This is a genomic window from Rivihabitans pingtungensis, from assembly GCF_003201855.1.
GTDB classification, from domain to species: Bacteria; Pseudomonadota; Gammaproteobacteria; order Burkholderiales; family Aquaspirillaceae; genus Rivihabitans; species Rivihabitans pingtungensis.
Window position 1 is genome coordinate 1 of record NZ_QJKI01000021.1, and the last position, 19653, is coordinate 19653.

A 19653-nucleotide genomic window follows, 5' to 3' on the forward strand; every position below is an offset into this window, starting at 1 on the left:
GTTTCGTAGTCCAGCGTGGTGCCGGCCTTGAATTGCAGGTTGGCGCCGCTGAGCTGAAAGCGTGCCTGGTCGGCGCCGCCGACAATGCTGTAGGTGAAGGTGTTGCCGGCATCCGGGTCGGCGCTGGTGAGGGAGCCGATGGTCAGCGCGCTGGCGGTGGCGGTGTTTTCTGCCACACTGCTGTTGCTCAGGCTGATGTCGCTGGGGGCTTCGTTGACATCGGTGACATTGAGGGTCACCGCCTTGGTGGTGGTGTGGGTGGCATCCCTGACATTGATGGTGAGGCTGTAGCTGGATTTGACCTCAAAGTTGGCCGGGCTGAGCAAACGCACGGCGCCAGCGGTGTCGATGCTGAATGATGCCGCATCGGTGCCGGTCAGCGCATAGGTGAGCGCATCGCTCTCGGCATCCGTGGCGGTGGCGGTATAAACCACCGTGCTGGTGGCGGCGTTTTCTGCCACGCTGCCGCTGGCTCCACTGGTGATGACCGGCGCCATATTGGCCAGGCTGATGACGATGGTTTTGGCTTGGTTGAGATAGTAGCCACCGGCATCGGTGGCGCGCATCAGCACATGATAGCTGCCTGCCGCCAAAGGCGTGGCGCCCACTTTCAGCGTGTTTCCCAGCATGGTGAACTTGCCATTGTCGGCGTCATTGCTGCCATTGCCCAGAGCCAGGCTGAAGGTGTGTGTGTCGCCAACATCGGGGTCTGCTGCGGACAGCGTGCCCACCGAGGCGCCCGCCACGGCGGTGGCAGAATTCAGGCCAGCGCTGGTGAAATTGACCGCTGTCGGCGCTTCGTTGACATTGCTGATGCTCAGTGTCACCGCCTGGCTGCTGGTGGCATAGCCATCGGCGGCATTGACGGTGAAGCTGTAACTGGGCTGGGTTTCATAGTCTGCCGGGCTGAGCAGGCGGACGGCGCCGGCGGTGTCGATGCTGAATGCAGCGGCATCGGTTCCGCTGAGCGAATAGGTAATGGCGTCGCCTTCCGCATCGCTGGCGCTGGTGGTGTACACCACGGTGCTGGTGGCGGCGTTTTCCGCCACGCTGGCAGTGTCGCCGCTGCTGATGGTCGGAGCGGTATTGCTGGGCTCGGCAATGTCGATGTCGTCCAGGCCGATGCCGCTGGCACTGCCGGCAAACTGGATCACCACGCTGGTAACACGATTGAAATTGCTGGTGACGCCGGGCGTGTAGCTGGCAAGCGAAGTAAAGCTGCTGGGCACTTCCACCAGCTCCTGCCCGCTGCTGGCGCCGTTGGGTTTGATGGTATAAATGCCGCCGGTATTGCTTGGGTCGGCCAGTTTCAGGCTTTTCAGCCAGAAGGCATCGCCAAACACGCCGTCGTTGTTGATGTCGGCGGTCAGGGTAACCGAGCTGCCGGCGCTGGAACCGGTATTCAGCGCCCAGGCGCCGGTGAATGCCGAGCCGCCCCAGCCGTATATGCCGTTATAACCGTAATCGTTGATCATCCGCCAAGTGCCGTTGGCGGCGGTCAAGCGGATGGCGGTGATGGGGGCGCTCCAGCCCCAGGTGGTGGAGGTGGCCACCGAGGTATAATCGCCCCCATCGGTGGTGCTGTCAAAATCATGCGAGGCCGCCAGCACGCCACGATACTGGTTGGCCACCTTGGTCAACCAGGCCGGAATCCGCTGGCGGCTGGGCCGGCCGACCTGCACATCCAGCGTCCAGCCATGGCCCGCGCCAATTGGCGTGGATGCTGCGGCAAGCTGGGCGCCGCTCCACTGTGCCAGCTCAGCGACAAAACGCTGGCCACGTGCTCCCTGTGCCACTTCACAGCCATACACCCACCAGTCGGCGTCTGTCGCCAGTGCGCGGCCAATCTGGCGCAGGCTATCCGCGTGTGTGGCCAGATTGGCTTGCGTCAGCCACTGCTTGCCCAGTAACAAGCCACCGCTGCGGCCGTGACAGAGCAGATGCAGTGTGTGCAGCGAACCTGCCGGCCTGTGCGCCAGGTGGGTGGCCAGTTGATCCAGCCCGCCATCCAGTATCACTACTTCAGTATGTGCAGATGAGGCTGGCAACAGGCTGACCAGATATGGCCAATCCTGGATGCCCTGATCAACCACAATCAATGATGCGGGCTTGGCTGCTGCGTACAGGGTGGGGGTGTCTGGATGGCGAACGAAAAAAGCAGGATTCATGGGTCTGGCGCGGTAAAAATGGTCGCTGATCGTGACATCAGCGCCGATCACTTCAATCGGTGAAAACGCAATATCCATCAAAAAACATATATGGCATGTTTTGGGCTTGAATTTAGCTGGATTCGTGTGCGCAGGGCGCCGGCAACATGCTGTTTGATTACGTCATGATGTGGGCCACTTCATCCCCAGGTGGGTGAGAAAATGGCCAAGGCGACGTTCAGCGCCGCTCACAAAATCCCTTGTGGCGTGGCGTACGCTCTTACGGCCACATGCCTAAGCACGATCACTTCGAGTTTTGTGAGCGGCGCTTAACCGGGCAAGATTTGGCAGCCTCCGCCATGGCGAAACCTTGCACGTTTTTCAACGTTTGCCGATGTTGGATAGCGGGCCAGGCAAAGTCAATTGCCACCAGAACGATTAAGACAGATTGAGCGGACTTTGCGATGAAATGTCGGTTTCCCAGCGCAAAAACTCCGCTTGCAATACGAATAAGGCCGCTCAAAAATGCCGTGAGGCAGGCGGCCGCAGACAGTAGAACTGACGTGCAACAATGCCACACGTGTTTTGTGCGTGCTTATTAACCGTGTTGATCTGCCGTGATTTCATGCATCCAGCGGGTAATGCCCTGCCCGTCGTCCAGCGCAGGATTGTGCGGGCCAGTCCGAGCCGGATTCAATGCCGACACGCTGCGCAGCGCGGCCGGAGTGACACCGTATGCCGCCTTGAAGGCACGGGTAAAGGTGGCCATGCTGGCAAAGCCACAGCGTTGGGCTATGTCGCTGATGCGCAGATTGGCCAGTTCGCGGGCACGCAAGGCAAAAAACGCCCGGCGCAGGCGACGGCTGCGGATATAGCCGGCCACACCGCCAAACGGTTCAAACAGCCGGTATAGGGTGGCGCGCGACAGGGCAAAGCGGGCAGCCACCTGCTCGGCGTCCAGCGCGGGGTCAGAAAGGTGGGCGTCAATATGGCGGCGCACGTGCAGCACCGTGCGGGTGACATTGGCGCCAGCCTGTTCATCCCGGGTTTCGATTTCACCTTGCAGACAAGCCGCCAGCAGGGCAATGGCGCCACCGGCGATTCTTTCGCACTCGCGCACGGTCATGTGTGGCGCCTGCTCGAACAGCACCAAAAGGTGTTGCGACAGAATCCGGTTCCAGGTGCTGCCGGCCTTGAGCACCAGGCCATGCAGGGCTTCCAGCCGGGGCAATTTGGCCTCCAGCAGTACCCGGGGAATCACCAATGTGAGGTTTTCAAAATCACTGGCCTGAGTATCAAATGTCTCCGCGCAATCCAGCACACAAATATCCCCAGCCTGTACTTCAATCTCTGCTGAGCCGGCGCGGCCGTGATACCCGCCCACCATGTAAAGCTGGACGATGATATGGTCAATGCCACTGCGGGCAATGGTGGTGGTCGAGCGGGAAAAACACTGCGCCACCGAGCGGGTGTGGCCCAGCAATACCGAGCCCAGTGAATAAGAGGTTAAATCCGCCTGAAAACGCCCGGCTTGCCCCGGGTCATGCAGGGCAATATCAAACAGCGTATCGGTGGCCTGACGCCAGATGGCGTAATTCTGCTCAGCCGGCAAATCCTGGCTGGTGAAATGAATCAGGGGCAGGCGGTCTTCACCTGTGCTGGACATCGGTGCGCTCGTGTGAGAATGATCCGAAAGATATTCTGCCGGATCATACCACCATTCATTATCCGCACTGTGACAGGCCAGACAGCACATGATTTTGCCTGGCCTGTACGCAAACGCCAGATTTTGTACCACTCCACGTTTTGTCCCCTTGTGCGGCCGGCGCGGGCGCACCTGACCAGATATGCCGCTCACAAACCCCTCTCGGCGTTGTTGCCCAGTACTTGTACGGCCTGCGGCTGCGCGCCTGGCCAGGCGTGCTCCGCTGAGTTTCGTGAGCAACTCTTAGCAGAAATTCTGCTAACGATGTGCAATTCCCTTGTTTAAAGCGCATAAAAACTGCGTGCTAAGGTGCGACCATCTTGACTGCATTCTGGCCTACCCGATGAACGTCCTCGCCATTTCTGGCAGCCCCAGCGCCACCTCGAAAACCCTGCGTCTGCTCGACCCGCTGGAGCAGGCGCTCAACGCCGCCGACATCGAGCTGCGCCGTGTGTCGGTCAGTGATTTTCCGGCCGAGGCGGCGCTGTTGGCGCGCTTTGACCATCCAGCCGTACAGGGTTTTCACCGCCAGCTGGCGCAGGCCAGCGGCGTGGTGGTGCTCACCCCGGTGTACCAGTCGGCCTACGCCGGCGCGCTGAAAGTGCTGCTGGATTTGATCCCGGAAGGCGGGTTGGCCGGCAAGCCGGTGTTGCCGCTGGTCAGCGGCGGCTCGGCCGGGCACCTGCTGGCGGTGGATTACGCGCTCAAGCCGGTGCTGTCGGCGCTGAAAGCCAGCGAGATTCATCAGGGCGTGTTCGCGGTCAGCGGCGACATCGGCGTGGACGCCGACGGCGGCCTGGCATTGGCGCCGGCGCTGCGCGCCCGGCTGGACGAAGCCGCCCAGCTGTTTGCCAGCCAGCTGTCGGCGCGACGGCGCGCCCAGCAGGCGCCGGCCTCGTGGTCTGGCCTGCGAGTGTGTCTGTGAGCGCGCGCCGCTGTGTCTGGGCGCCGTTGCGCGACATTGATCAGGGAGACATGTCATGAAACCGGTTTTTCGTCTGGCCAGCGCGCTGCTGCTGGCGGCATCGCTGTCTTCAGCCTGGGCGCTGGAGCTGAACATCGGCTACCAGAAAAGCGCCATCAATCTGGCTTCGCTGAAAGCGCAGGGCGTGCTGGAGCAAAGGCTCAAGCCGCTGGGGGTGGAGGTGAAGTGGTTTGAATTTCAGGCCGGCCCGCCGATTCTGGAGGCGATGAACGCCGGCAGCGTCAGCTTGGGCATGACCGGCGATTCGCCGCCGATCTTTGCCCAGTCTGCCGGCGCCGAGATTGTCTACATCGGCCAGGAGCCGGCCAAGCCGGAATCCTCCGCCATCCTGGTGCCGGCGGCGTCGTCGATTCGCACGCTGGCGGATCTGAAGGGCAAGAAAATCGCCTTCACCAAGGGCTCCAGCGCCCATTACCTGACGGTGAGCGCGCTGCAAAAAGCCGGCCTGAGCTACGCCGACATTCAGCCGGTGTATCTGAGCCCGTCCGAGGCGCGCGCCGCGCTGGAGCGCGGCAGCGTGGACGCCTGGACCATCTGGGATCCGTACTACGCCGCCGCCCAGCGCGCGGGCGGCGTGCGCGTGCTGGCCACCGGCCAGGGGCTGACCAGCAACAACACGTTTTATCTGGCTGCGCGCAAATTTGCCCGCGCCAACCCCAAGGTGATCGACGTGGTGTTTCAGGCGCTCACCGAAAACGACCGCCAGCTGGCTGGCGAGGTGAAAAAAGTGGCTGCCACCTTGTCCGGCTACACCGGCCTGGACGCTGGCGTGTACGAAACCATGCTGGAGCGCCATCCCAGCTATCGGGTGGATTACCTGACGCCTGCGGTGCTGCGCGAGCAGCAAAAGATCGCCGACACCTTTCATGGTCTGGGGCTGATCCCGCGTCCGATTCAGGTGCACGAAGCCGCCTGGCGGCCAGGCCGCTGAGCGCCGGCTCGGGGTTTCCGCCCATCACCGAATTCAATCTGGCAGGAGTGTATTGCAATGAATGTGTTCTGGTTTTTCCCCACCCATGGCGACGGCCGCTTTCTGGGCAGCCCGGAAGGCGCGCGCACCGTGGACCATGATTATCTGAGCCAGATTGCCCGCGCCGCCGAGTCGCTGGGTTTTGATGGCGCGCTGATTCCCACCGGGCGTTCGTGTGAAGACCCGTGGGTGACCGCGTCCAGCCTGATTCCGCTGACCCGCAAGCTGAAGTTTCTGGTGGCGGTGCGCCCCGGCATCATGTCGCCCACCGTGGCGGCGCGCATGGCGGCCAGTTTTGACCGTCACTCCAATGGCCGCTTGCTGATCAATGTGGTGGCTGGCGGCGACCCGGTGGAGCTGGCCGGCGACGGCTGCTGGCTGAGCCACGACGAGCGCTACGAGGCGGCCAGCGAGTTTCTGGATGTCTGGAAGGGCGTGCTGTCCGGCCAGGTGGTGGACCTGGAAGGCAAGCACATCACCGTCAAAGGCGCGCAACAGTTGTTTCCCCCGGTCAGCCAGCCGCATCCGCCGGTGTATTTTGGCGGCTCGTCGCCGGCAGCGCACGACCTGGCCGCCCGCCATGTGGATTTGTACCTGAGCTGGGGCGAGCCGCTGGACGAGGTGGCGAAAAAAATTGCCGATCTGCGCCAGCGCGCTGCCGCCTATGGCCGCACGTTGCGCTTTGGCCTGCGCGTGCATGTGATTGTGCGCGACAGCACCGAAGAAGCCTGGCGCGCAGCGGATGCCTTGATCAGCAAGCTGGATGATCAGGTGATCACCAACGCCCAACACACCCTGGGCCGCGCCGATTCTGAAGGTCAGCGCCGGATGGCGGCCTTGCACGGCGGCCGCCGCGACCGGCTGGAAATCGCCCCCAATTTGTGGGCGGGCGTGGGCCTGGTGCGCGGCGGCGCCGGCACGGCGCTGGTGGGCGATGGCCCCACCGTGGCGGCGCGGCTGCGCGAATATGCCGAGCTGGGCATCGACACCTTTGTGCTGTCCGGCTATCCGCACCTGGACGAAGCCTATCGGGTGGCCGAACTGGTGTTTCCGCACCTGCCGGGCCGCGCCCAGCCGGCGCGCACCGGCGGCCATGCGGCCGGCGAGGTGATGGCCAACCAGCATGTGCCGCGCCTGGCGGCGGCGTCGTGAACGGAGCATCCGCATGAAAGCTTCCTGGTTTTCCCGGCTGATTCCCTGGCTGGCGCCGTTCACCCTGCTGGCGCTGTGGCAGCTCGGCTCCAGCCTGGGCTGGATCAATCATCGCGTGCTGCCGGCGCCGCTGGCGGTGCTGACTTCTGGCTGGGGCTTGCTGAGCAGCGGCGAGTTGTTTCGCCATCTGGCCAGCAGCTTTGGCCGCGCCGCCAGCGGCTTTGTCATCGGCGGCGGCCTGGGTTTGATTTTTGGCCTGATCGCCGGCCTGTCGCGGCTGGGCGAGGCGCTGTTCGACACCACCCTGCAAATGCTGCGCAACATCCCGCCGCTGGCGATTTTGCCGCTGGTGATTTTGTGGTTTGGCATCGATGAATCGGCCAAGGTGTTTCTGGTGGCGTTCGGCACGCTGTTTCCGGTGTACCTGAACACCTATCACGGCATCCGCTCAATCGACCCGGCCTTGCTGGAAATGGCGCGCAGCTATGGTGTGTCCGGCCGCGAGCTGTTCCGCCATGTGGTGCTGCCTGGCGCGTTGCCGTCGATTCTGGTGGGCGTGCGCTACGCGCTGGGCATCGCCTGGATCTTGCTGATCGTGGCGGAAACCTTGTCGGCCACCAGCGGCATTGGCTATCTGGCCGCCAACGCCCGTGAGTTTTTGCAAACCGACATTGTCGTGCTGTCCATCCTGCTGTACGCCCTGCTGGGCAAGGTGGTGGATTCGCTGGCCCGCTGGCTGGAGCGCCGCTGGTTGCAGTGGCATCCCTCGTACTTCCAGCCCGCATGACGCCGTGCAGAAGAAAGGAAACCGTGATGAAACTTGACGACCTGCCCAGCGCAGAACACGCGCCGATTGTGTTGTCCGGCCTGACGCGCCGCTTTGGCGAACGGGTGGTGCTGGATGGGCTGAACCTGAGCATTCCGGCCGGCCAGTTTCTGGCGGTGGTCGGCCGCTCCGGCTGCGGCAAGAGCACGCTGCTGCGCCTGCTGGCCGGGCTGGATCGCGCCGACGGCGGCGAGCTGCGCCAGCCGGCGCAGCAAAGCGTGCGGGTGATGTTTCAGGAGGCGCGGCTGTTGCCGTGGAAGTCGGTGCTGGACAACGTCGCCCTGGGCCTGGCCCCGGCGCAGCGCGAGCAGGCGCGAGACGCGCTGGCCGAAGTCGGCCTGGCCGATCGGGCCGATGAATGGCCGGCGCGCTTGTCCGGCGGCCAGCGCCAGCGGGTGGCCCTGGCCCGCGCGCTGGTGCACCAGCCGCGCCTCTTGCTGCTGGACGAACCCCTGGGCGCGCTGGATGCGCTCACCCGGCTGGACATGCAGGGGCTGATCGAACGGCTGTGGCTGGCGCATCGCTGCACCACCGTGCTGGTGACTCACGATGTGGGCGAGGCGGTGAACCTGGCCGACCGGGTGGTGCTGGTGGAAAACGGCCAGGTGGCCATGGACACGCCGGTGCCGCTGGCGCGCAGCCGCAACCCGGCCGACCCGGCCTTTGTGGCGCTGGAGCACGCCATCCTGCAACGGGTGCTGCAAGGCCCCAACGCCCAGCCGGCGTCTACGCCTACGCCTGCGCCGGCGATTCATGTTTCGCAATTGCAGTGGGCGCTATAAGAGCGGCTCACAACACCCAGCGCAGCGATCCTGGCTAGGCGCACGACCGTAGACAGTACGGGTAGTACGGCAAGGTCGGGCAACAACGCCAGGAGGGTTTTGTTAGCCGCTCGAGGCCCCGCTGCGTGTTTTTGACAGACATCCCTCTGAATACTGAATAAGGACTCACCCCATGACCATCCAATCCATCAATGTGCGCAACCAGTTTCGCGGCACGATCAAGGAAATCATCGAAGGCCCGGTGCTGTCGGAAGTCGATGTGCAAACCGCCTCGGGCATTGTCACCTCGGTGATCACCACCCGCTCGGTGAAAGAACTGCAACTGAAGGTCGGCTCGGAAGTGGTCGCCTTCGTCAAATCGACCGAAGTGTCGATCGCCACGCTATAACCCCCGCCCAAGGAGCCTCACCATGGCCACGCCCCTGCCCGACGCCGCGCTGGAACAACTGTTCACCCAGGCGCGCTCACTGCACCGTTTTACCGATCAGCCGGTTAGCGATGCGGTGATCGAATCGCTGTACGAGCTGCTGAAATGGGGGCCGACCGCCTTCAATGGCCAGCCGGCGCGCTATGTGTTCGTGCGCGGCGCCGACGCCAAGGCGCGCCTGGCGCCGACTTTGTCCGGCAGCAACCGCGACAAGACCCTGGCCGCGCCGGTGACGGTGATTGTCGCCTACGACCGCGAGTTCCACGAGCGTCTGCCCGAGCTGTTCCCGGCGTTTGACGCGCGCGGGGTGTTCGCCAAGGCCCCCGAATTGATCGAACCCAGCGCGCGCACCAGCGCCACCTTGCAGGCGGGCTATCTGATTCTGGCGGCGCGCGCGCTGGGGCTGGACGCCGGGCCGATGACCGGCTTTGACGCCGACGCGGTGGATCAGGCGTTTTTTGCCGACAAGCGTTTGCATTCGCTCTTGCTGGTGAATCTGGGCTATGGCGTGCGCGAAGGCGCCGCGCCGCGTGGCCCGCGTCTGGCGTTTGACGAGGTTGCACACATCGTGTGACGGGGAGGCTGACATGCGGGCACTGATCATCGGCGGCGACCACGTTGACGCCGCCAAACGCGCGCTGTACGCCAGCGGCTACACCGAGGTGGTGCACTGGACCGGGCGCAAGAACAACGACCTGAAGCGGCCGCTGCCGGCTGGCGTCACCCATATGGTCATCATGCTGGAGTTTGTCAGCCATGCGCTGGCGCGCAAGATGAAAACCACGGCGCGCAGCCAGCGCATCAGCGTGGCTTTTGTCGGCCGCAAGCAGGGCGGTCAGGCCGAAGTGGCCACTCGCCTGCAATCCACGCCGGACACCGCCGCGCTGCGTTATGCGGCGTGAGACAAAAATAGTGTCGGCGCAGTCGCGACAGGCGTTCTGCGCCGATGGCCACGCCTCTGACCGGGGACACTTTCTTCACCGATAACAGCCTGGTTAATACCCCATCAGGTATTACCCCTGAATCCGCTGGTGAAGGTGCGCCCCCGGTCAGAGGCGGGCGGTGAATCCTGGTTTAGCCTGGCTTAGTGCCGCTCACAAAACTCAGCAAAGCGGTCCTGGCTAGGCGCGCGGCCGCAGACAGTACAAGTCGTACGGCAAGGCCGCGTAACGACGCCAGGAGGGTTTGGTGAGCAGCGCTTAGTGCGCCAGGTTTCGTCTCTTGCGTACTTTTCTCATCGCAGGCCGACCGGCCAGATTGCCGTGAATGCCCACGAGCCCCCCAAACGGTTCCAGGTTGGCCAGCATGCCGACAAGCTGAGGGTGACACGAGGTCTTGGCGTTCATCAAGCGTGGGTTCCTTTGGTGAGGCGGCGCTTTCTTGCCGCGAGAGTCTGCTGTGTGCTGGCAGCTGACAAACGTCATCATAGTGGCCACTGTTGGCATCGTTTGTATCTGAATGATATAAGTCCGCAACAATTTGCATGCTTTTCGAATGCTTATCCACGGTCTTTTTAGATTTATTAGAAATATAGAAATCCTGTTTTCTTACAAAAAGAAATATATATGGCCGGTATAGTGAAGCACATCCACTCTTCACAAGGATTTCGCCATGAGCACCGCCACCATTGATGATTCTCTCGATGCCCCGCTGTCTGATCTGGCGGCGCACACCCCTGCCGACATTCTCAGCCAGGCGCGCCTGCGCGGCCAGCAATCCGGCGCCATTTACGCTGGCGGCGTGTATCCGCCAGAAGCCTGGGCGCTGTTTCAGGCCGGCGCCGCGCAGTTGGTCGATGTGCGCTCAGCGGAAGAACTCAAATTCGTCGGCCATGTGCCTGGCGGCCAGCATGTGGCGTGGATGACCGGCGCCGCGCTGGTGAAAAACCCGCGCTTTGTCCGCGAGCTGGAAAAAATCGCCAGCAAGGACAGCGTGATCCTGCTGCTGTGCCGCAGTGGCAAGCGCTCGGCGGCAGCGGCAGAAGCTGCCACCCTGGCCGGTTTTACCGCGGTGTACAACGTGCTGGAAGGCTTTGAAGGCGACCTGGACACCCAGCAACGTCGCGGCGACAGCGGCGGCTGGCGCCACTGGGGGCTGCCGTGGGTGCAGGACTGAGCCAACACCCATCGCCCCCATACGGAGAGTTGCCATGAATGACAGCGTGCGCGCCGGGCTGAGCCCGGCCCCGGAAGTGTTTGGCGGCCAGTGGGCGCTGGCCGATGTGGTGGCGCGGCTGCGCGTGGCGCGCATGAGCTGGCGCAAGCGCCAGGGGCGCGGACGCGAGCCCGGCGGGCGCGAGCTGCCCTCGCGCGAGGCGCTGGCCGAGATTGTCCACGCCGTGTGCGGCGCGCTGTTTCCCATGCGGCTGGGCCCGCCCGATCTGCGCGAAGAAAGCGAAGATTTTTACGTTGGCCACACCCTGGACAGCGCGCTGAACGCCCTGCTGGCCCAGGTCAAGCTGGAGCTTAACTATCAGGTTCGCCACGAGGCGCGCGAGCGGCCGGATTTGCACCAGCGGGCGGTGCATATCGTGCAGGACTTTGCCGCCGCGCTGCCCGGTCTGCGCGGCCTGCTCGACGACGATGTGATGGCGGCGTTTCATGGCGACCCGGCCGCGCGCAGCGTGGACGAAGTGCTGCTGTGCTACCCCGGCATTCTGGCCGTGCTGCATCACCGCCTGGCCCATCAGCTGTATCAGACGGGCGCGCCGCTGCTGGCGCGGATGATCGCCGAGCTGGCGCATGCGCAAACCGGCATCGACATCCACCCTGGCGCGCGGATTGGCCGTGGATTTTTTATTGATCACGGCACCGGCGTAGTGATTGGCGAAACCGCGGTGATTGGCGAGCGGGTGCGGCTGTATCAGGCGGTGACGCTGGGCGCCAAGCGCTTTGCCACCACCGAGGACGGCTCGCTGGAAAAAGGCGCGCCGCGCCATCCGATTGTTGAGGATGACGTGGTGATTTACGCCGGCGCCACTGTGCTGGGACGCATCACCATCGGCCGTGGCTCCAGCATTGGCGGCAATGTCTGGCTGACGCGCAGCGTGCCGCCGGGCAGCCATGTCACCCAGGCCAATGTGCAAAGCGAGGTGCGCCATGACTGAACGCACGTAGCGCCGCTTACCAAACCCTCCTGGCGTGGTCGTGCTTGTACTGTCTAGCCAGGACCGCTCGCTGGGTTTTGTGAGCGGCGCTTATCCCTGCCAGGCGGCAGTGAGCTGAACCCGCAAGACCGCATGGCGCCCATCTGCCGACACACCGGCTGACCGCCACCCGACACTGAATGTTTTCCGTGGATTTTTCCCCCGGCAGGCCCCCGTTTGGCCGCCGAATATGACAAGGAGCTTAAAACATGACAGACTACCAGAATATCCCGCAGCAGGCGCTGGGCGACCATGCCGCCCGCCAGTTGGCCAACGCCACCAAAACCGTGCCGCAGCTGTCCACCATCTCGCCGCGCTGGCTGGTGCACATGTTGCAATGGCTGCCGGTGGAAGCGGGTATTTTCCGCCTGAACCGGGTGAAAAATGCCTCGAACGTGCAAGTGGCCTGCTCGCAACGCGACGAAGCCGAACTGCCGCAAACCTATGTCGATTACGAACAAAACCCGCGTGAGTATTTCCTGAACGCGGTCACCACCGTGCTGGACGTGCACACCCGCGTGTCCGATCTGTACAGCAGCCCGCACGACCAGATCCGCGAACAGCTGCGCCTGACCATCGAAACCATCAAGGAGCGTCAGGAAAGCGAACTGATCAACAACCCGGAATACGGCCTGCTGAGCAATATCGACCCGACCCAGCGCATCAGCACGCTGACCGGCGCGCCCACCCCGGATGATCTGGACGAGCTGCTGACCAAGGTGTGGAAAGAGCCGGGCTTCTTCCTGGCCCACCCGCTGGCGATTGCCGCCTTTGGCCGTGAATGCACCCGCCGTGGCGTGCCGCCGCCCACCGTCAGCCTGTTTGGCAGCCAGTTCCTGACCTGGCGCGGCGTGCCGCTGGTGCCGTCGGACAAGCTGCCGATCGTGGACGGCAAGACGCAAATCCTGTTGCTGCGCGTGGGCGAAAAGCGCCAGGGCGTGGTGGGTCTGTTCCAGCCGGGCCTGGCTGGCGAGCAAAGCCCGGGGCTGTCGGTGCGCTTCATGGGCATCAGCCGCAACGCCATCGCGTCCTACCTGATTTCGCTGTACTGCTCGCTGGCTGTGCTGACCGAAGACGCCGTGGCCGTGCTCGATGACGTGGAGATTGACAAGTACCATGACTACCCCAACACCTACAAGTGAGCTGACGGCCAGCCCGTTTGACGTCGCCGGCCTGGCGCAACTGGCGAATGCCTTTTTTGCCAGCCTGCCCGGCCAGACCCCACCGGTCACCGCCGTGCAGCCCGCCGCCCCCGCCAGCGTGACGCCCGCAGCGCTGCCCGCCACCCCGGACGATGCGCCCGCGCCGCCGGCCGAACTGGCCGACTTTGGCCGCGCCGGGGTGGCCTCCTACGCTGCGCCAGTGGGCTTTGGCGCCGGTCTGCCCGATGTGCCGGCAGGCGGCCCGCGTCCGCACAGCGACAGCGCCGGGGCGTATTACTTCCTGGCGGAAAACGGCGCGCTGGGCGGCCGCAGCGGCCCATCAGAGCCGGCCGACCTGCCGCCGCTGCCGGCGCAGGGCGACGATGCCGTGGTGGCGCGCGCCTTTGGCCTGCCGGGCGAAGATGGCCTGCGCCTGCTGCTGGCCGAGCCGCCGCGCGCCGCGCCAACGCCGGCCGCCGCCAGCGCGCCGTCGTATTATTTTCTGGAGGGCGATATTCCCCGGCTGTATGCCCAGCCGGCCGCGCCCAGTCACCCCGGCCAGCACAGCGGGGCGCTGGATGTGCAGGCGGTGCGCCGGGATTTTCCCATCCTGGCCGAGCGGGTGAACGGCAAGCCGCTGATCTGGCTGGACAATGCCGCCACCACGCACAAGCCGCAGTCGGTGATTGATCGGATTTCGTACTTTTACCAGCACGAAAACTCCAATATCCACCGCGCCGCGCATGAGCTGGCAGCGCGCGCCACCGATGCTTACGAGGCGGCGCGCGACAAGGTGGCGCGCTTTATCGGCGCCGGTTCGTCCAGCGAAATCATCTTTGTGCGCGGCGCCACCGAGGCCATCAATCTGGTGGCCAACACCTGGGGCCAGCAGAATATTGGCGCCGGCGATGAAATCGTGGTGTCGCAGCTGGAGCACCACGCCAATATCGTGCCGTGGCAGTTGCTGGCGCAGCGGGTGGGGGCGGTGATCCGGGTGATTCCGGTGGACGACAGCGGCCAGATCCTGCTGGATGAATACCGCAAGCTGCTGAACGCGCGCACCAAGCTGGTGGCCATCACCCAGGTGTCCAATGCGCTGGGCACCATCACCCCGGTGGAAACCATTGTCGCGCTGGCGCATGCGGCAGGCGCGCGCGTGCTGGTGGATGGCGCGCAGTCGGTGTCGCATCTGCGCGTCAATGTGCGTGCGCTGGACGCGGATTTCTTTGTGTTCTCCGGACACAAGGTGTTTGCGCCCACCGGCATCGGCGTGGTGTACGGCAAGGCAGCGCTGCTGGAGCAGATGCCGCCGTGGCAGGGCGGCGGCAATATGATTGCCGACGTGACCTTCGAGCGCACGCAGTATCAGCCCGCGCCGAACAAGTTCGAAGCCGGCACCGGCAATATCGCCGACGCCGTGGGCCTGGGTGCCGCCATCGACTATGTCGAGCGCATCGGTCTGGAGCGCATTGCCCATTACGAGCATGATCTCTTGGCCTACGCCACCCACGGCTTGCAGCGGGTGCCCGGCCTGCGGCTGATCGGCACGGCGCAACACAAGGCCAGCGTGCTGTCCTTTGTGCTGCCGGGCTACCGCACCGAGGAAATCGGCGCGGCGCTCAACCGCGAAGGCATCGCCGTGCGCTCTGGCCACCATTGTGCCCAGCCCATCCTGCGCCGTTTCGGTCTGGAAGCCACCGTGCGCCCATCGCTGGCGTTTTATAACACCTGCGAGGAAGTGGACGCGCTGGTGGCGGTGGTCAACCGCCTGGCGCACGGCCGCCGCTGAGTTGCATCCAAGCCTAGGGGGCTTGTGTCTGACGGGCATGCCAGCTGGCATGCCCTTTTTTTGTCCCCATTGCATTTAGAATTATTTTAACTATAAAAGTCATATTTTTTGTTTTTTTAATTCTATGCAAGCAAGGTACAGTGGTGGTGCGGCTCGTTTCCGCAACCTCTGATTGTCAACATTGGCTTACGGCAAGGCCTGGAGCCGCTCACAAAACTCAGCGCAGCGATCCTGGCTAGGCGTGTGACCGCAGACAGTACAAACAGTACGGCAAGGTCACACAACAACGCCAGGGAGTTTTGTGAGCGGCTCTTACTCGGCCTTGCCGCTTTTTCGGGAGATTTGACCATGACCCCTCTCAACACTGCCCCGCATTCCAGCCACACCCTGCGCCGTGAACTGCACGATCTGGGCCTGCGTATGTGCGTCTTGCGCTCTCGACTACATGCCTTGCTGGCCGGATAAACCGCGCCAGCGCCTGACAGTGCGGCTGGCGCCAACCGTCAGCCCTTGACGGAGCTTTCTCCATGCTGACTTTCCTGAATCTGATCTGGCGCGTGCGCCTGGGCGTGGCCTTGCTGGTGGCGCTGTTTGCGGTGTTGGGCCTCACGGCCGGTTATGGTGCGGCACGGATGCAGGCGACAGTGCAGCGTCTGGCCCAGGTGGAAGCCGCGCAAGTCGAGCAGGCCACCCGCACCTTGTTTCTGGTCAACGACCTGGAGCGCGATATTCATCTGCTGGTCAACAGCAATCCCACCGCCAGCGAGCTGATGCGCTTCAAGCAAAGCTTGCCCGGCCGTGACAAGGCCATTGGCGCGGCGCTGGCCGGCGCCGCCAGTCAATTAAATCAGCCCGCCGAGCGCGCCGCGCTGGCGCGGCTGCAAAGTCTGCATCGCACGCTGATCACCCTGGCACCGCAATTGGCCTCGCTCTTGCAAAGCGGCCAAGAACCGGAAGCGCGCGATCTGTTCGCCCGCGAAGGCGTACCGGTATTGCGTGAATACAGCCAGCGCATGAGCACTTTTCTGGCCGAGCGTCAGCGCGCGCTGCGTCAGGCTGGCGAGCAAGCCGGCGCCGATGGCCGCCAGCTGACGCACTGGCTGTGGGCGCTGGCGCTGGCCAGCGGGGTGACGGCGCTGGGGGTCGGGCTGGGCATTTTGCACAGCGTGCAACGCCCGCTGGGCGGCGATCCGCGCCAGGCGGCGCATGCGCTGGCCTCGATCGCGGAAGGTGATCTGGGCCACAGCGTGCAGGCAAAAAACGCCCACCCGCACAGCCTGATGGCCAATCTGGAGCGCATGCGCGCCCAGCTGCATGATCTGGTGTCGCGCATTCAGCACGCCACTGGCAGCGTCTCTGGCGCGGCTTCATCAATGGGCGAGCTGTGCCACTCGATCCACCAGGGCGCCGAAGGGCAAAGCACGGCCACCGCCGCCATGGCCAGCGCGGTGGATCAGTTGGGCGACAATATCCAGCGCCTGTCGCACAGCTCGCAGCAGGTGCAAGCGGTGTCTGAGCGAGCGCTGACCTTGTCCGAACGCGGCGACCAAGTGCTGCGCGACGCCGCCGGGCATATCCAGCGCATGGTGGATTCCATCCATGCGTCGTCGCAAGAGGTGGCCGAGCTGGCCAGTAAAACCGACGAAATTCACCGCGTGGTCGGCGTGATCCGCGAGATTGCCGAGCAAACCAATCTGCTGGCCTTGAACGCGGCGATTGAAGCCGCCCGCGCCGGCGAGCAAGGGCGCGGCTTTGCCGTGGTGGCCGATGAAATCCGCAAGCTGTCGGAACACACCACTCGCTCGACCCAGGAAATCGGCGTGACGGTGAACGCCATCCAGCAGCAAACCCGCGCCTCGGCGGCCAATTTGCTGCAAGGCGAAGACCTGGTGGCGTTTGGCGTGCAGTTGATTGGCGAGTTGTTGCAGCCGTTTGCCGAGCTGCGCGAAGGCGCGGCGCTGGCGCACCGCGAGCTCAACGGCCTGATCAACGCCCTGGGCGAGCAATCGCTGGCCACCCGCCATATTGGCGAGCGCACCGAGCATGTGGCGCAGTCGGCGCAACGCTTCAGCGTGGACGCCCATCAGGCCATGGGGCTGGCGGAATCGTTGCGCAGCATTGTGCTGCAGCTGGATCAGGAAGTCGGCCGCTTCCGGCTGGCGACCTGAATGCACCCCGCCCCCGGCGCAGAGAGGCTGCGGCGGGGGCGGGCACGAAAGGTCTGGGTGCGGGCCGGGTGCTTATTGCTTGGCGGCTTCCGGCTTTTCAGCCTTCTTTTCTGCCTTGTGCTCAGCCTTGTGTTCAACCTTCTTCACGTCTTTCTTCTCGGCCTTTTCAGTCTTTTTCACTTCGGCCTTCACTTCCGGCTTGGCTTCAGCCTTGGCAGCCGGGGCGGCAGCGGCTGCCGGGGTCGGTGCGGCGGCGGGTTTGGCTTCCGGCTTGGCGGCGTCGGCGGCAAAGCCCAGGCCGGCGGACACGGCAAACACACCAGCGATCAGGGATTGGGTCAGGGTCTTGGCGTTCATGGCGGCTATCCTTTTATCTCTCAAGCGTTCAGGGTTTGGGGCATATCCCCAGGGGTTTGGGTGTCGCTGCCTTGTCTTGCAGCCGATGAGTGAAGATTACCCGCTGCCCTGAATGCGGTCTGTGAGTGAGGCGTGTCGGAATGTAACCGCGTGTATACCACTACATCCGGAAGCGCTCCACCTGGGTTTTCAGTGCCACGGCAATGCCGTTGAGGTGGGCGGCATTGATGGCCGACTGGCGGATGGTGTCGCTGGTTTCGGCCACCATGGCGGCCACCCGCTGTACCTGGCCGGCAATGGCGTGGCTGGCTTGGGTTTGCCCCTGGCTGGCCTGGGCGATGTCTTCCACCCGTGCCACTGTGCGTTGGGCGCCATCGCGGATGGCATCCAGCGCCCCCGCCGCCTGACTGGCCAGTTTCTGGCCGTCGTCCACTTCCGGCAGAGCGGCGTGCATGGCGTGCACGGCGGCATCGGTATCGTGCTGGATGGCGTTGACCAGGCCGTCGATTTCCAGCGTGGTCTGGGCAGTACGTTCGGCCAGCTTGCGCACTTCGTCGGCCACCACGGCAAAGCCGCGCCCTTGCTCGCCAGCACGGGCAGCTTCGATGGCAGCGTTCAGCGCCAGCAGATTGGTCTGGTCGGCGATATCCTTGATGACCGAGGTCATGCTGGCGATCTTGTCGGCGCGCTGATCCAGCACCTGGATGGTGTTGGCGGCCTGGCTGACCGTGCGCGACAGGCTGTCCATGCGCGTGGCGGCGCTTTGCGCCAGTTGGGCGCCTTCGCGTGACAGGGTCAGCGCGGCGTCTGCGTCGTGGCGGGTGGATTGCGCGCTCTCGGCAATGCGCGCGGCGCTGTCCAGAAAAGCATTGACGCTGTCGGTCAGTGCGCCGGCCGCCAGGGCTTCCTGCTGGGCGGTGTCCGCCATGCTGGCCGAGGCCCGGCTGGTTTCATCGCCATCCAGTGCCAGCTCCACCGCCTGTTTGTCGATGGCTTCCAGCAGGGTGCGCAGCGCGGTAACCATGTCGTCCAGTGTGGCCAGCAAGCTGCCGGCCGGGGCGTCGATATGCACGGTCAGGTCGCCGTCAGCCACCCGGCGCATCATCTGCCGTGCGGCACGCGGTTCGCCGCCCAGCTCGCGCTTGAGGCTGGCCAGCACCCGCTGGATCAGCACGGCAGCCACCAGCAGGCTGACCGCGCCCAGCACCAGCACGGTGTGCATGGCCTGCCGGCTGTCGGCTACGGTATCGGCCTTGATCTGTTCGGCAGTCTGGCGCTGGCTTTGCCGGGCATCCAGCAGCACTTTGCGCAAGGCACGCCAGGCCGGGGTTTCACTGGCATTCAGTGTGGCGACGGCTTCGGCGTGCTGATCGGCCGCCAGTTGGAGAGTGTGTTCCAGTGCGCGGCGGCGCTGCTGTTGCAACTGGTCGATCTGCTGCCAGAGTTCGGCGCGTTCGGGACTGGCTTCGCGCGCGCTGGCCAAGGCGATGTCAAAGGCTTTCAGCGCAGAAGCCAGGTTTTGATGGCCCTGCGGGTTGCTGTGGTCAAGAATGACATTGCGCAGCGCCTGGCCGGTTTGCAATCCCTGCGCGTACATTTCGTCGATGGCGTGCAGGGTTTTCAGGTCGTGGTCAAAAAAGCGGCTGGCGCTGTGCTGGCTGGCTTGCAAGGCCAGGGCAGCGTAGCCCAGGCCAATCAGGGCGAGCAGCAGCGCACCGGCCACCATGCTCATGATGCGAAGACGAAAGCTCATGTGAAAGTCCGTGAAGTCAACGCTGGCCACCGGGTTTTCGCGTGACGCATCAGGCCGGGCGTGCTGGCACAGGCACAGCGCGCCGAGCAGCCAGGCTGCTTCGCCACACGGGAACATACGGTAAACAGCACCAGGAACGGCGGACAAACCCCGCGCAGCGGTTCAGGCCAGTCAGCGCGGCCCACAAAGCCCGTCTGGCGGGCTTGTGTCACCGATATGGTGGTGGTCACACGCCTGGCCAGGACCGTTGCGCTGAGTGTTGTAGGCAATGCTTGAGGATGGGTCAGCCGTTCCAAGGGGCCAGC

17 protein-coding genes are annotated in these 19653 nt (G+C 64.1%); 13 read left to right on the forward strand and 4 right to left on the reverse strand.

Annotated features, from left to right (window positions below):
• Nucleotides 1-2168: DUF4347 domain-containing protein (locus DFR34_RS13080; RefSeq protein ID WP_158281824.1), on the reverse strand; the 2168-nt coding region annotated here is incomplete at its 3' end.
• Nucleotides 2169-2745: 577 nt separating this feature from the next.
• A complete protein-coding gene (locus DFR34_RS13085) occupies nucleotides 2746-3813 on the reverse strand; it encodes a helix-turn-helix domain-containing protein (protein ID WP_158281825.1) in 1068 nt (355 codons plus the stop codon).
• A gap of 382 nt (nucleotides 3814-4195) precedes the next feature.
• On the opposite strand from DFR34_RS13085, the gene ssuE reads away from it, so the two are divergent.
• From ssuE to DFR34_RS13150, 13 genes are all read left to right on the forward strand, one after another.
• Nucleotides 4196-4777: an NADPH-dependent FMN reductase gene (gene ssuE, locus DFR34_RS13090; protein ID WP_110391610.1), complete on the forward strand. Its 582-nt coding sequence runs from the start codon at nucleotides 4196-4198 to the stop codon at nucleotides 4775-4777.
• Nucleotides 4778-4832: 55 nt separating this feature from the next.
• Nucleotides 4833-5768, forward strand: coding sequence for a sulfonate ABC transporter substrate-binding protein (locus DFR34_RS13095; RefSeq protein WP_110391611.1), 936 nt, complete (start codon nucleotides 4833-4835; stop codon nucleotides 5766-5768).
• 57 nt (nucleotides 5769-5825) lie between these two features.
• Nucleotides 5826-6959, forward strand: a complete 1134-nt coding sequence (gene ssuD / locus DFR34_RS13100; RefSeq protein ID WP_211309410.1) for an FMNH2-dependent alkanesulfonate monooxygenase — start codon at nucleotides 5826-5828, stop codon at nucleotides 6957-6959.
• A gap of 13 nt (nucleotides 6960-6972) precedes the next feature.
• Nucleotides 6973-7746 carry an aliphatic sulfonate ABC transporter permease SsuC gene (gene ssuC / locus DFR34_RS13105; protein ID WP_110391661.1) on the forward strand — a complete coding sequence of 258 codons (774 nt, stop codon included), beginning with the start codon at nucleotides 6973-6975 and terminating at the stop codon, nucleotides 7744-7746.
• A gap of 26 nt (nucleotides 7747-7772) precedes the next feature.
• Nucleotides 7773-8567 carry an ATP-binding cassette domain-containing protein gene (locus DFR34_RS13110; protein ID WP_110391613.1) on the forward strand — a complete coding sequence of 265 codons (795 nt, stop codon included), beginning with the start codon at nucleotides 7773-7775 and terminating at the stop codon, nucleotides 8565-8567.
• Nucleotides 8568-8739: 172 nt separating this feature from the next.
• On the forward strand, nucleotides 8740-8955 hold the full coding sequence (locus DFR34_RS13115) for a TOBE domain-containing protein (RefSeq protein ID WP_110391614.1): 216 nt from the start codon (nucleotides 8740-8742) through the stop codon (nucleotides 8953-8955).
• Between the two features lie 22 nt (nucleotides 8956-8977).
• The gene (locus tag DFR34_RS13120; RefSeq protein WP_110391615.1) at nucleotides 8978-9568 is read left to right on the forward strand and encodes a malonic semialdehyde reductase; all 591 of its coding nucleotides are present in this window, start codon (nucleotides 8978-8980) and stop codon (nucleotides 9566-9568) included.
• 13 nt (nucleotides 9569-9581) lie between these two features.
• Nucleotides 9582-9896 carry a DUF2325 domain-containing protein gene (locus tag DFR34_RS13125; RefSeq protein WP_158281826.1) on the forward strand — a complete coding sequence of 105 codons (315 nt, stop codon included), beginning with the start codon at nucleotides 9582-9584 and terminating at the stop codon, nucleotides 9894-9896.
• A 709-nt stretch (nucleotides 9897-10605) separates the two neighbouring features.
• Nucleotides 10606-11109 carry a rhodanese-like domain-containing protein gene (locus tag DFR34_RS13130; RefSeq protein ID WP_110391617.1) on the forward strand — a complete coding sequence of 168 codons (504 nt, stop codon included), beginning with the start codon at nucleotides 10606-10608 and terminating at the stop codon, nucleotides 11107-11109.
• A gap of 34 nt (nucleotides 11110-11143) precedes the next feature.
• Complete coding sequence (gene epsC, locus DFR34_RS13135; protein ID WP_110391618.1) at nucleotides 11144-12100, forward strand: serine O-acetyltransferase EpsC; 957 nt, start codon at nucleotides 11144-11146, stop codon at nucleotides 12098-12100.
• Between the two features lie 248 nt (nucleotides 12101-12348).
• The gene (locus tag DFR34_RS13140; protein ID WP_110391619.1) at nucleotides 12349-13281 is read left to right on the forward strand and encodes a family 2A encapsulin nanocompartment shell protein; all 933 of its coding nucleotides are present in this window, start codon (nucleotides 12349-12351) and stop codon (nucleotides 13279-13281) included.
• On the forward strand, nucleotides 13256-15070 hold the full coding sequence (locus tag DFR34_RS13145; protein WP_110391620.1) for a family 2A encapsulin nanocompartment cargo protein cysteine desulfurase: 1815 nt from the start codon (nucleotides 13256-13258) through the stop codon (nucleotides 15068-15070). The genes DFR34_RS13140 and DFR34_RS13145 overlap by 26 nt, the downstream gene beginning before the upstream one ends.
• 527 nt (nucleotides 15071-15597) lie before the next feature.
• On the forward strand, nucleotides 15598-17238 hold the full coding sequence (locus tag DFR34_RS13150; protein ID WP_110391621.1) for a methyl-accepting chemotaxis protein: 1641 nt from the start codon (nucleotides 15598-15600) through the stop codon (nucleotides 17236-17238).
• Between the two features lie 72 nt (nucleotides 17239-17310).
• Here DFR34_RS13150 and DFR34_RS17190 read toward each other — a convergent pair whose 3' ends face one another.
• Both DFR34_RS17190 and DFR34_RS13160 read right to left on the reverse strand, forming a co-directional pair.
• Complete coding sequence (locus tag DFR34_RS17190) at nucleotides 17311-17595, reverse strand: hypothetical protein (RefSeq protein ID WP_158281827.1); 285 nt, start codon at nucleotides 17593-17595, stop codon at nucleotides 17311-17313.
• 160 nt (nucleotides 17596-17755) lie between these two features.
• Nucleotides 17756-19348, reverse strand: a complete 1593-nt coding sequence (locus DFR34_RS13160) for a methyl-accepting chemotaxis protein (protein ID WP_146215149.1) — start codon at nucleotides 19346-19348, stop codon at nucleotides 17756-17758.
• Nucleotides 19349-19653: the final 305 nt, after the last annotated feature.

What these genes read in the sequence shown, in the direction of transcription:
- DFR34_RS13145 (WP_110391620.1), top strand. Translation starts at nt 13,256, where the DNA reads ATGACTACCCCAACACCTACAAGTGAGCTGACGGCCAGCCCGTTTGAC.
- DFR34_RS17190 (WP_158281827.1), bottom strand. Translation starts at nt 17,595, where the DNA reads ATGAACGCCAAGACCCTGACCCAATCCCTGATCGCTGGTGTGTTTGCC.
- DFR34_RS13160 (WP_146215149.1), bottom strand. Translation starts at nt 19,348, where the DNA reads ATGAGCTTTCGTCTTCGCATCATGAGCATGGTGGCCGGTGCGCTGCTG.
- ssuE (WP_110391610.1), top strand. Translation starts at nt 4,196, where the DNA reads ATGAACGTCCTCGCCATTTCTGGCAGCCCCAGCGCCACCTCGAAAACC.
- DFR34_RS13140 (WP_110391619.1), top strand. Translation starts at nt 12,349, where the DNA reads ATGACAGACTACCAGAATATCCCGCAGCAGGCGCTGGGCGACCATGCC.
- DFR34_RS13150 (WP_110391621.1), top strand. Translation starts at nt 15,598, where the DNA reads ATGCTGACTTTCCTGAATCTGATCTGGCGCGTGCGCCTGGGCGTGGCC.
- DFR34_RS13115 (WP_110391614.1), top strand. Translation starts at nt 8,740, where the DNA reads ATGACCATCCAATCCATCAATGTGCGCAACCAGTTTCGCGGCACGATC.
- ssuD (WP_211309410.1), top strand. Translation starts at nt 5,826, where the DNA reads ATGAATGTGTTCTGGTTTTTCCCCACCCATGGCGACGGCCGCTTTCTG.
- DFR34_RS13095 (WP_110391611.1), top strand. Translation starts at nt 4,833, where the DNA reads ATGAAACCGGTTTTTCGTCTGGCCAGCGCGCTGCTGCTGGCGGCATCG.
- epsC (WP_110391618.1), top strand. Translation starts at nt 11,144, where the DNA reads ATGAATGACAGCGTGCGCGCCGGGCTGAGCCCGGCCCCGGAAGTGTTT.
- DFR34_RS13085 (WP_158281825.1), bottom strand. Translation starts at nt 3,813, where the DNA reads ATGTCCAGCACAGGTGAAGACCGCCTGCCCCTGATTCATTTCACCAGC.
- ssuC (WP_110391661.1), top strand. Translation starts at nt 6,973, where the DNA reads ATGAAAGCTTCCTGGTTTTCCCGGCTGATTCCCTGGCTGGCGCCGTTC.
- DFR34_RS13130 (WP_110391617.1), top strand. Translation starts at nt 10,606, where the DNA reads ATGAGCACCGCCACCATTGATGATTCTCTCGATGCCCCGCTGTCTGAT.
- DFR34_RS13110 (WP_110391613.1), top strand. Translation starts at nt 7,773, where the DNA reads ATGAAACTTGACGACCTGCCCAGCGCAGAACACGCGCCGATTGTGTTG.
- DFR34_RS13120 (WP_110391615.1), top strand. Translation starts at nt 8,978, where the DNA reads ATGGCCACGCCCCTGCCCGACGCCGCGCTGGAACAACTGTTCACCCAG.
- DFR34_RS13125 (WP_158281826.1), top strand. Translation starts at nt 9,582, where the DNA reads ATGCGGGCACTGATCATCGGCGGCGACCACGTTGACGCCGCCAAACGC.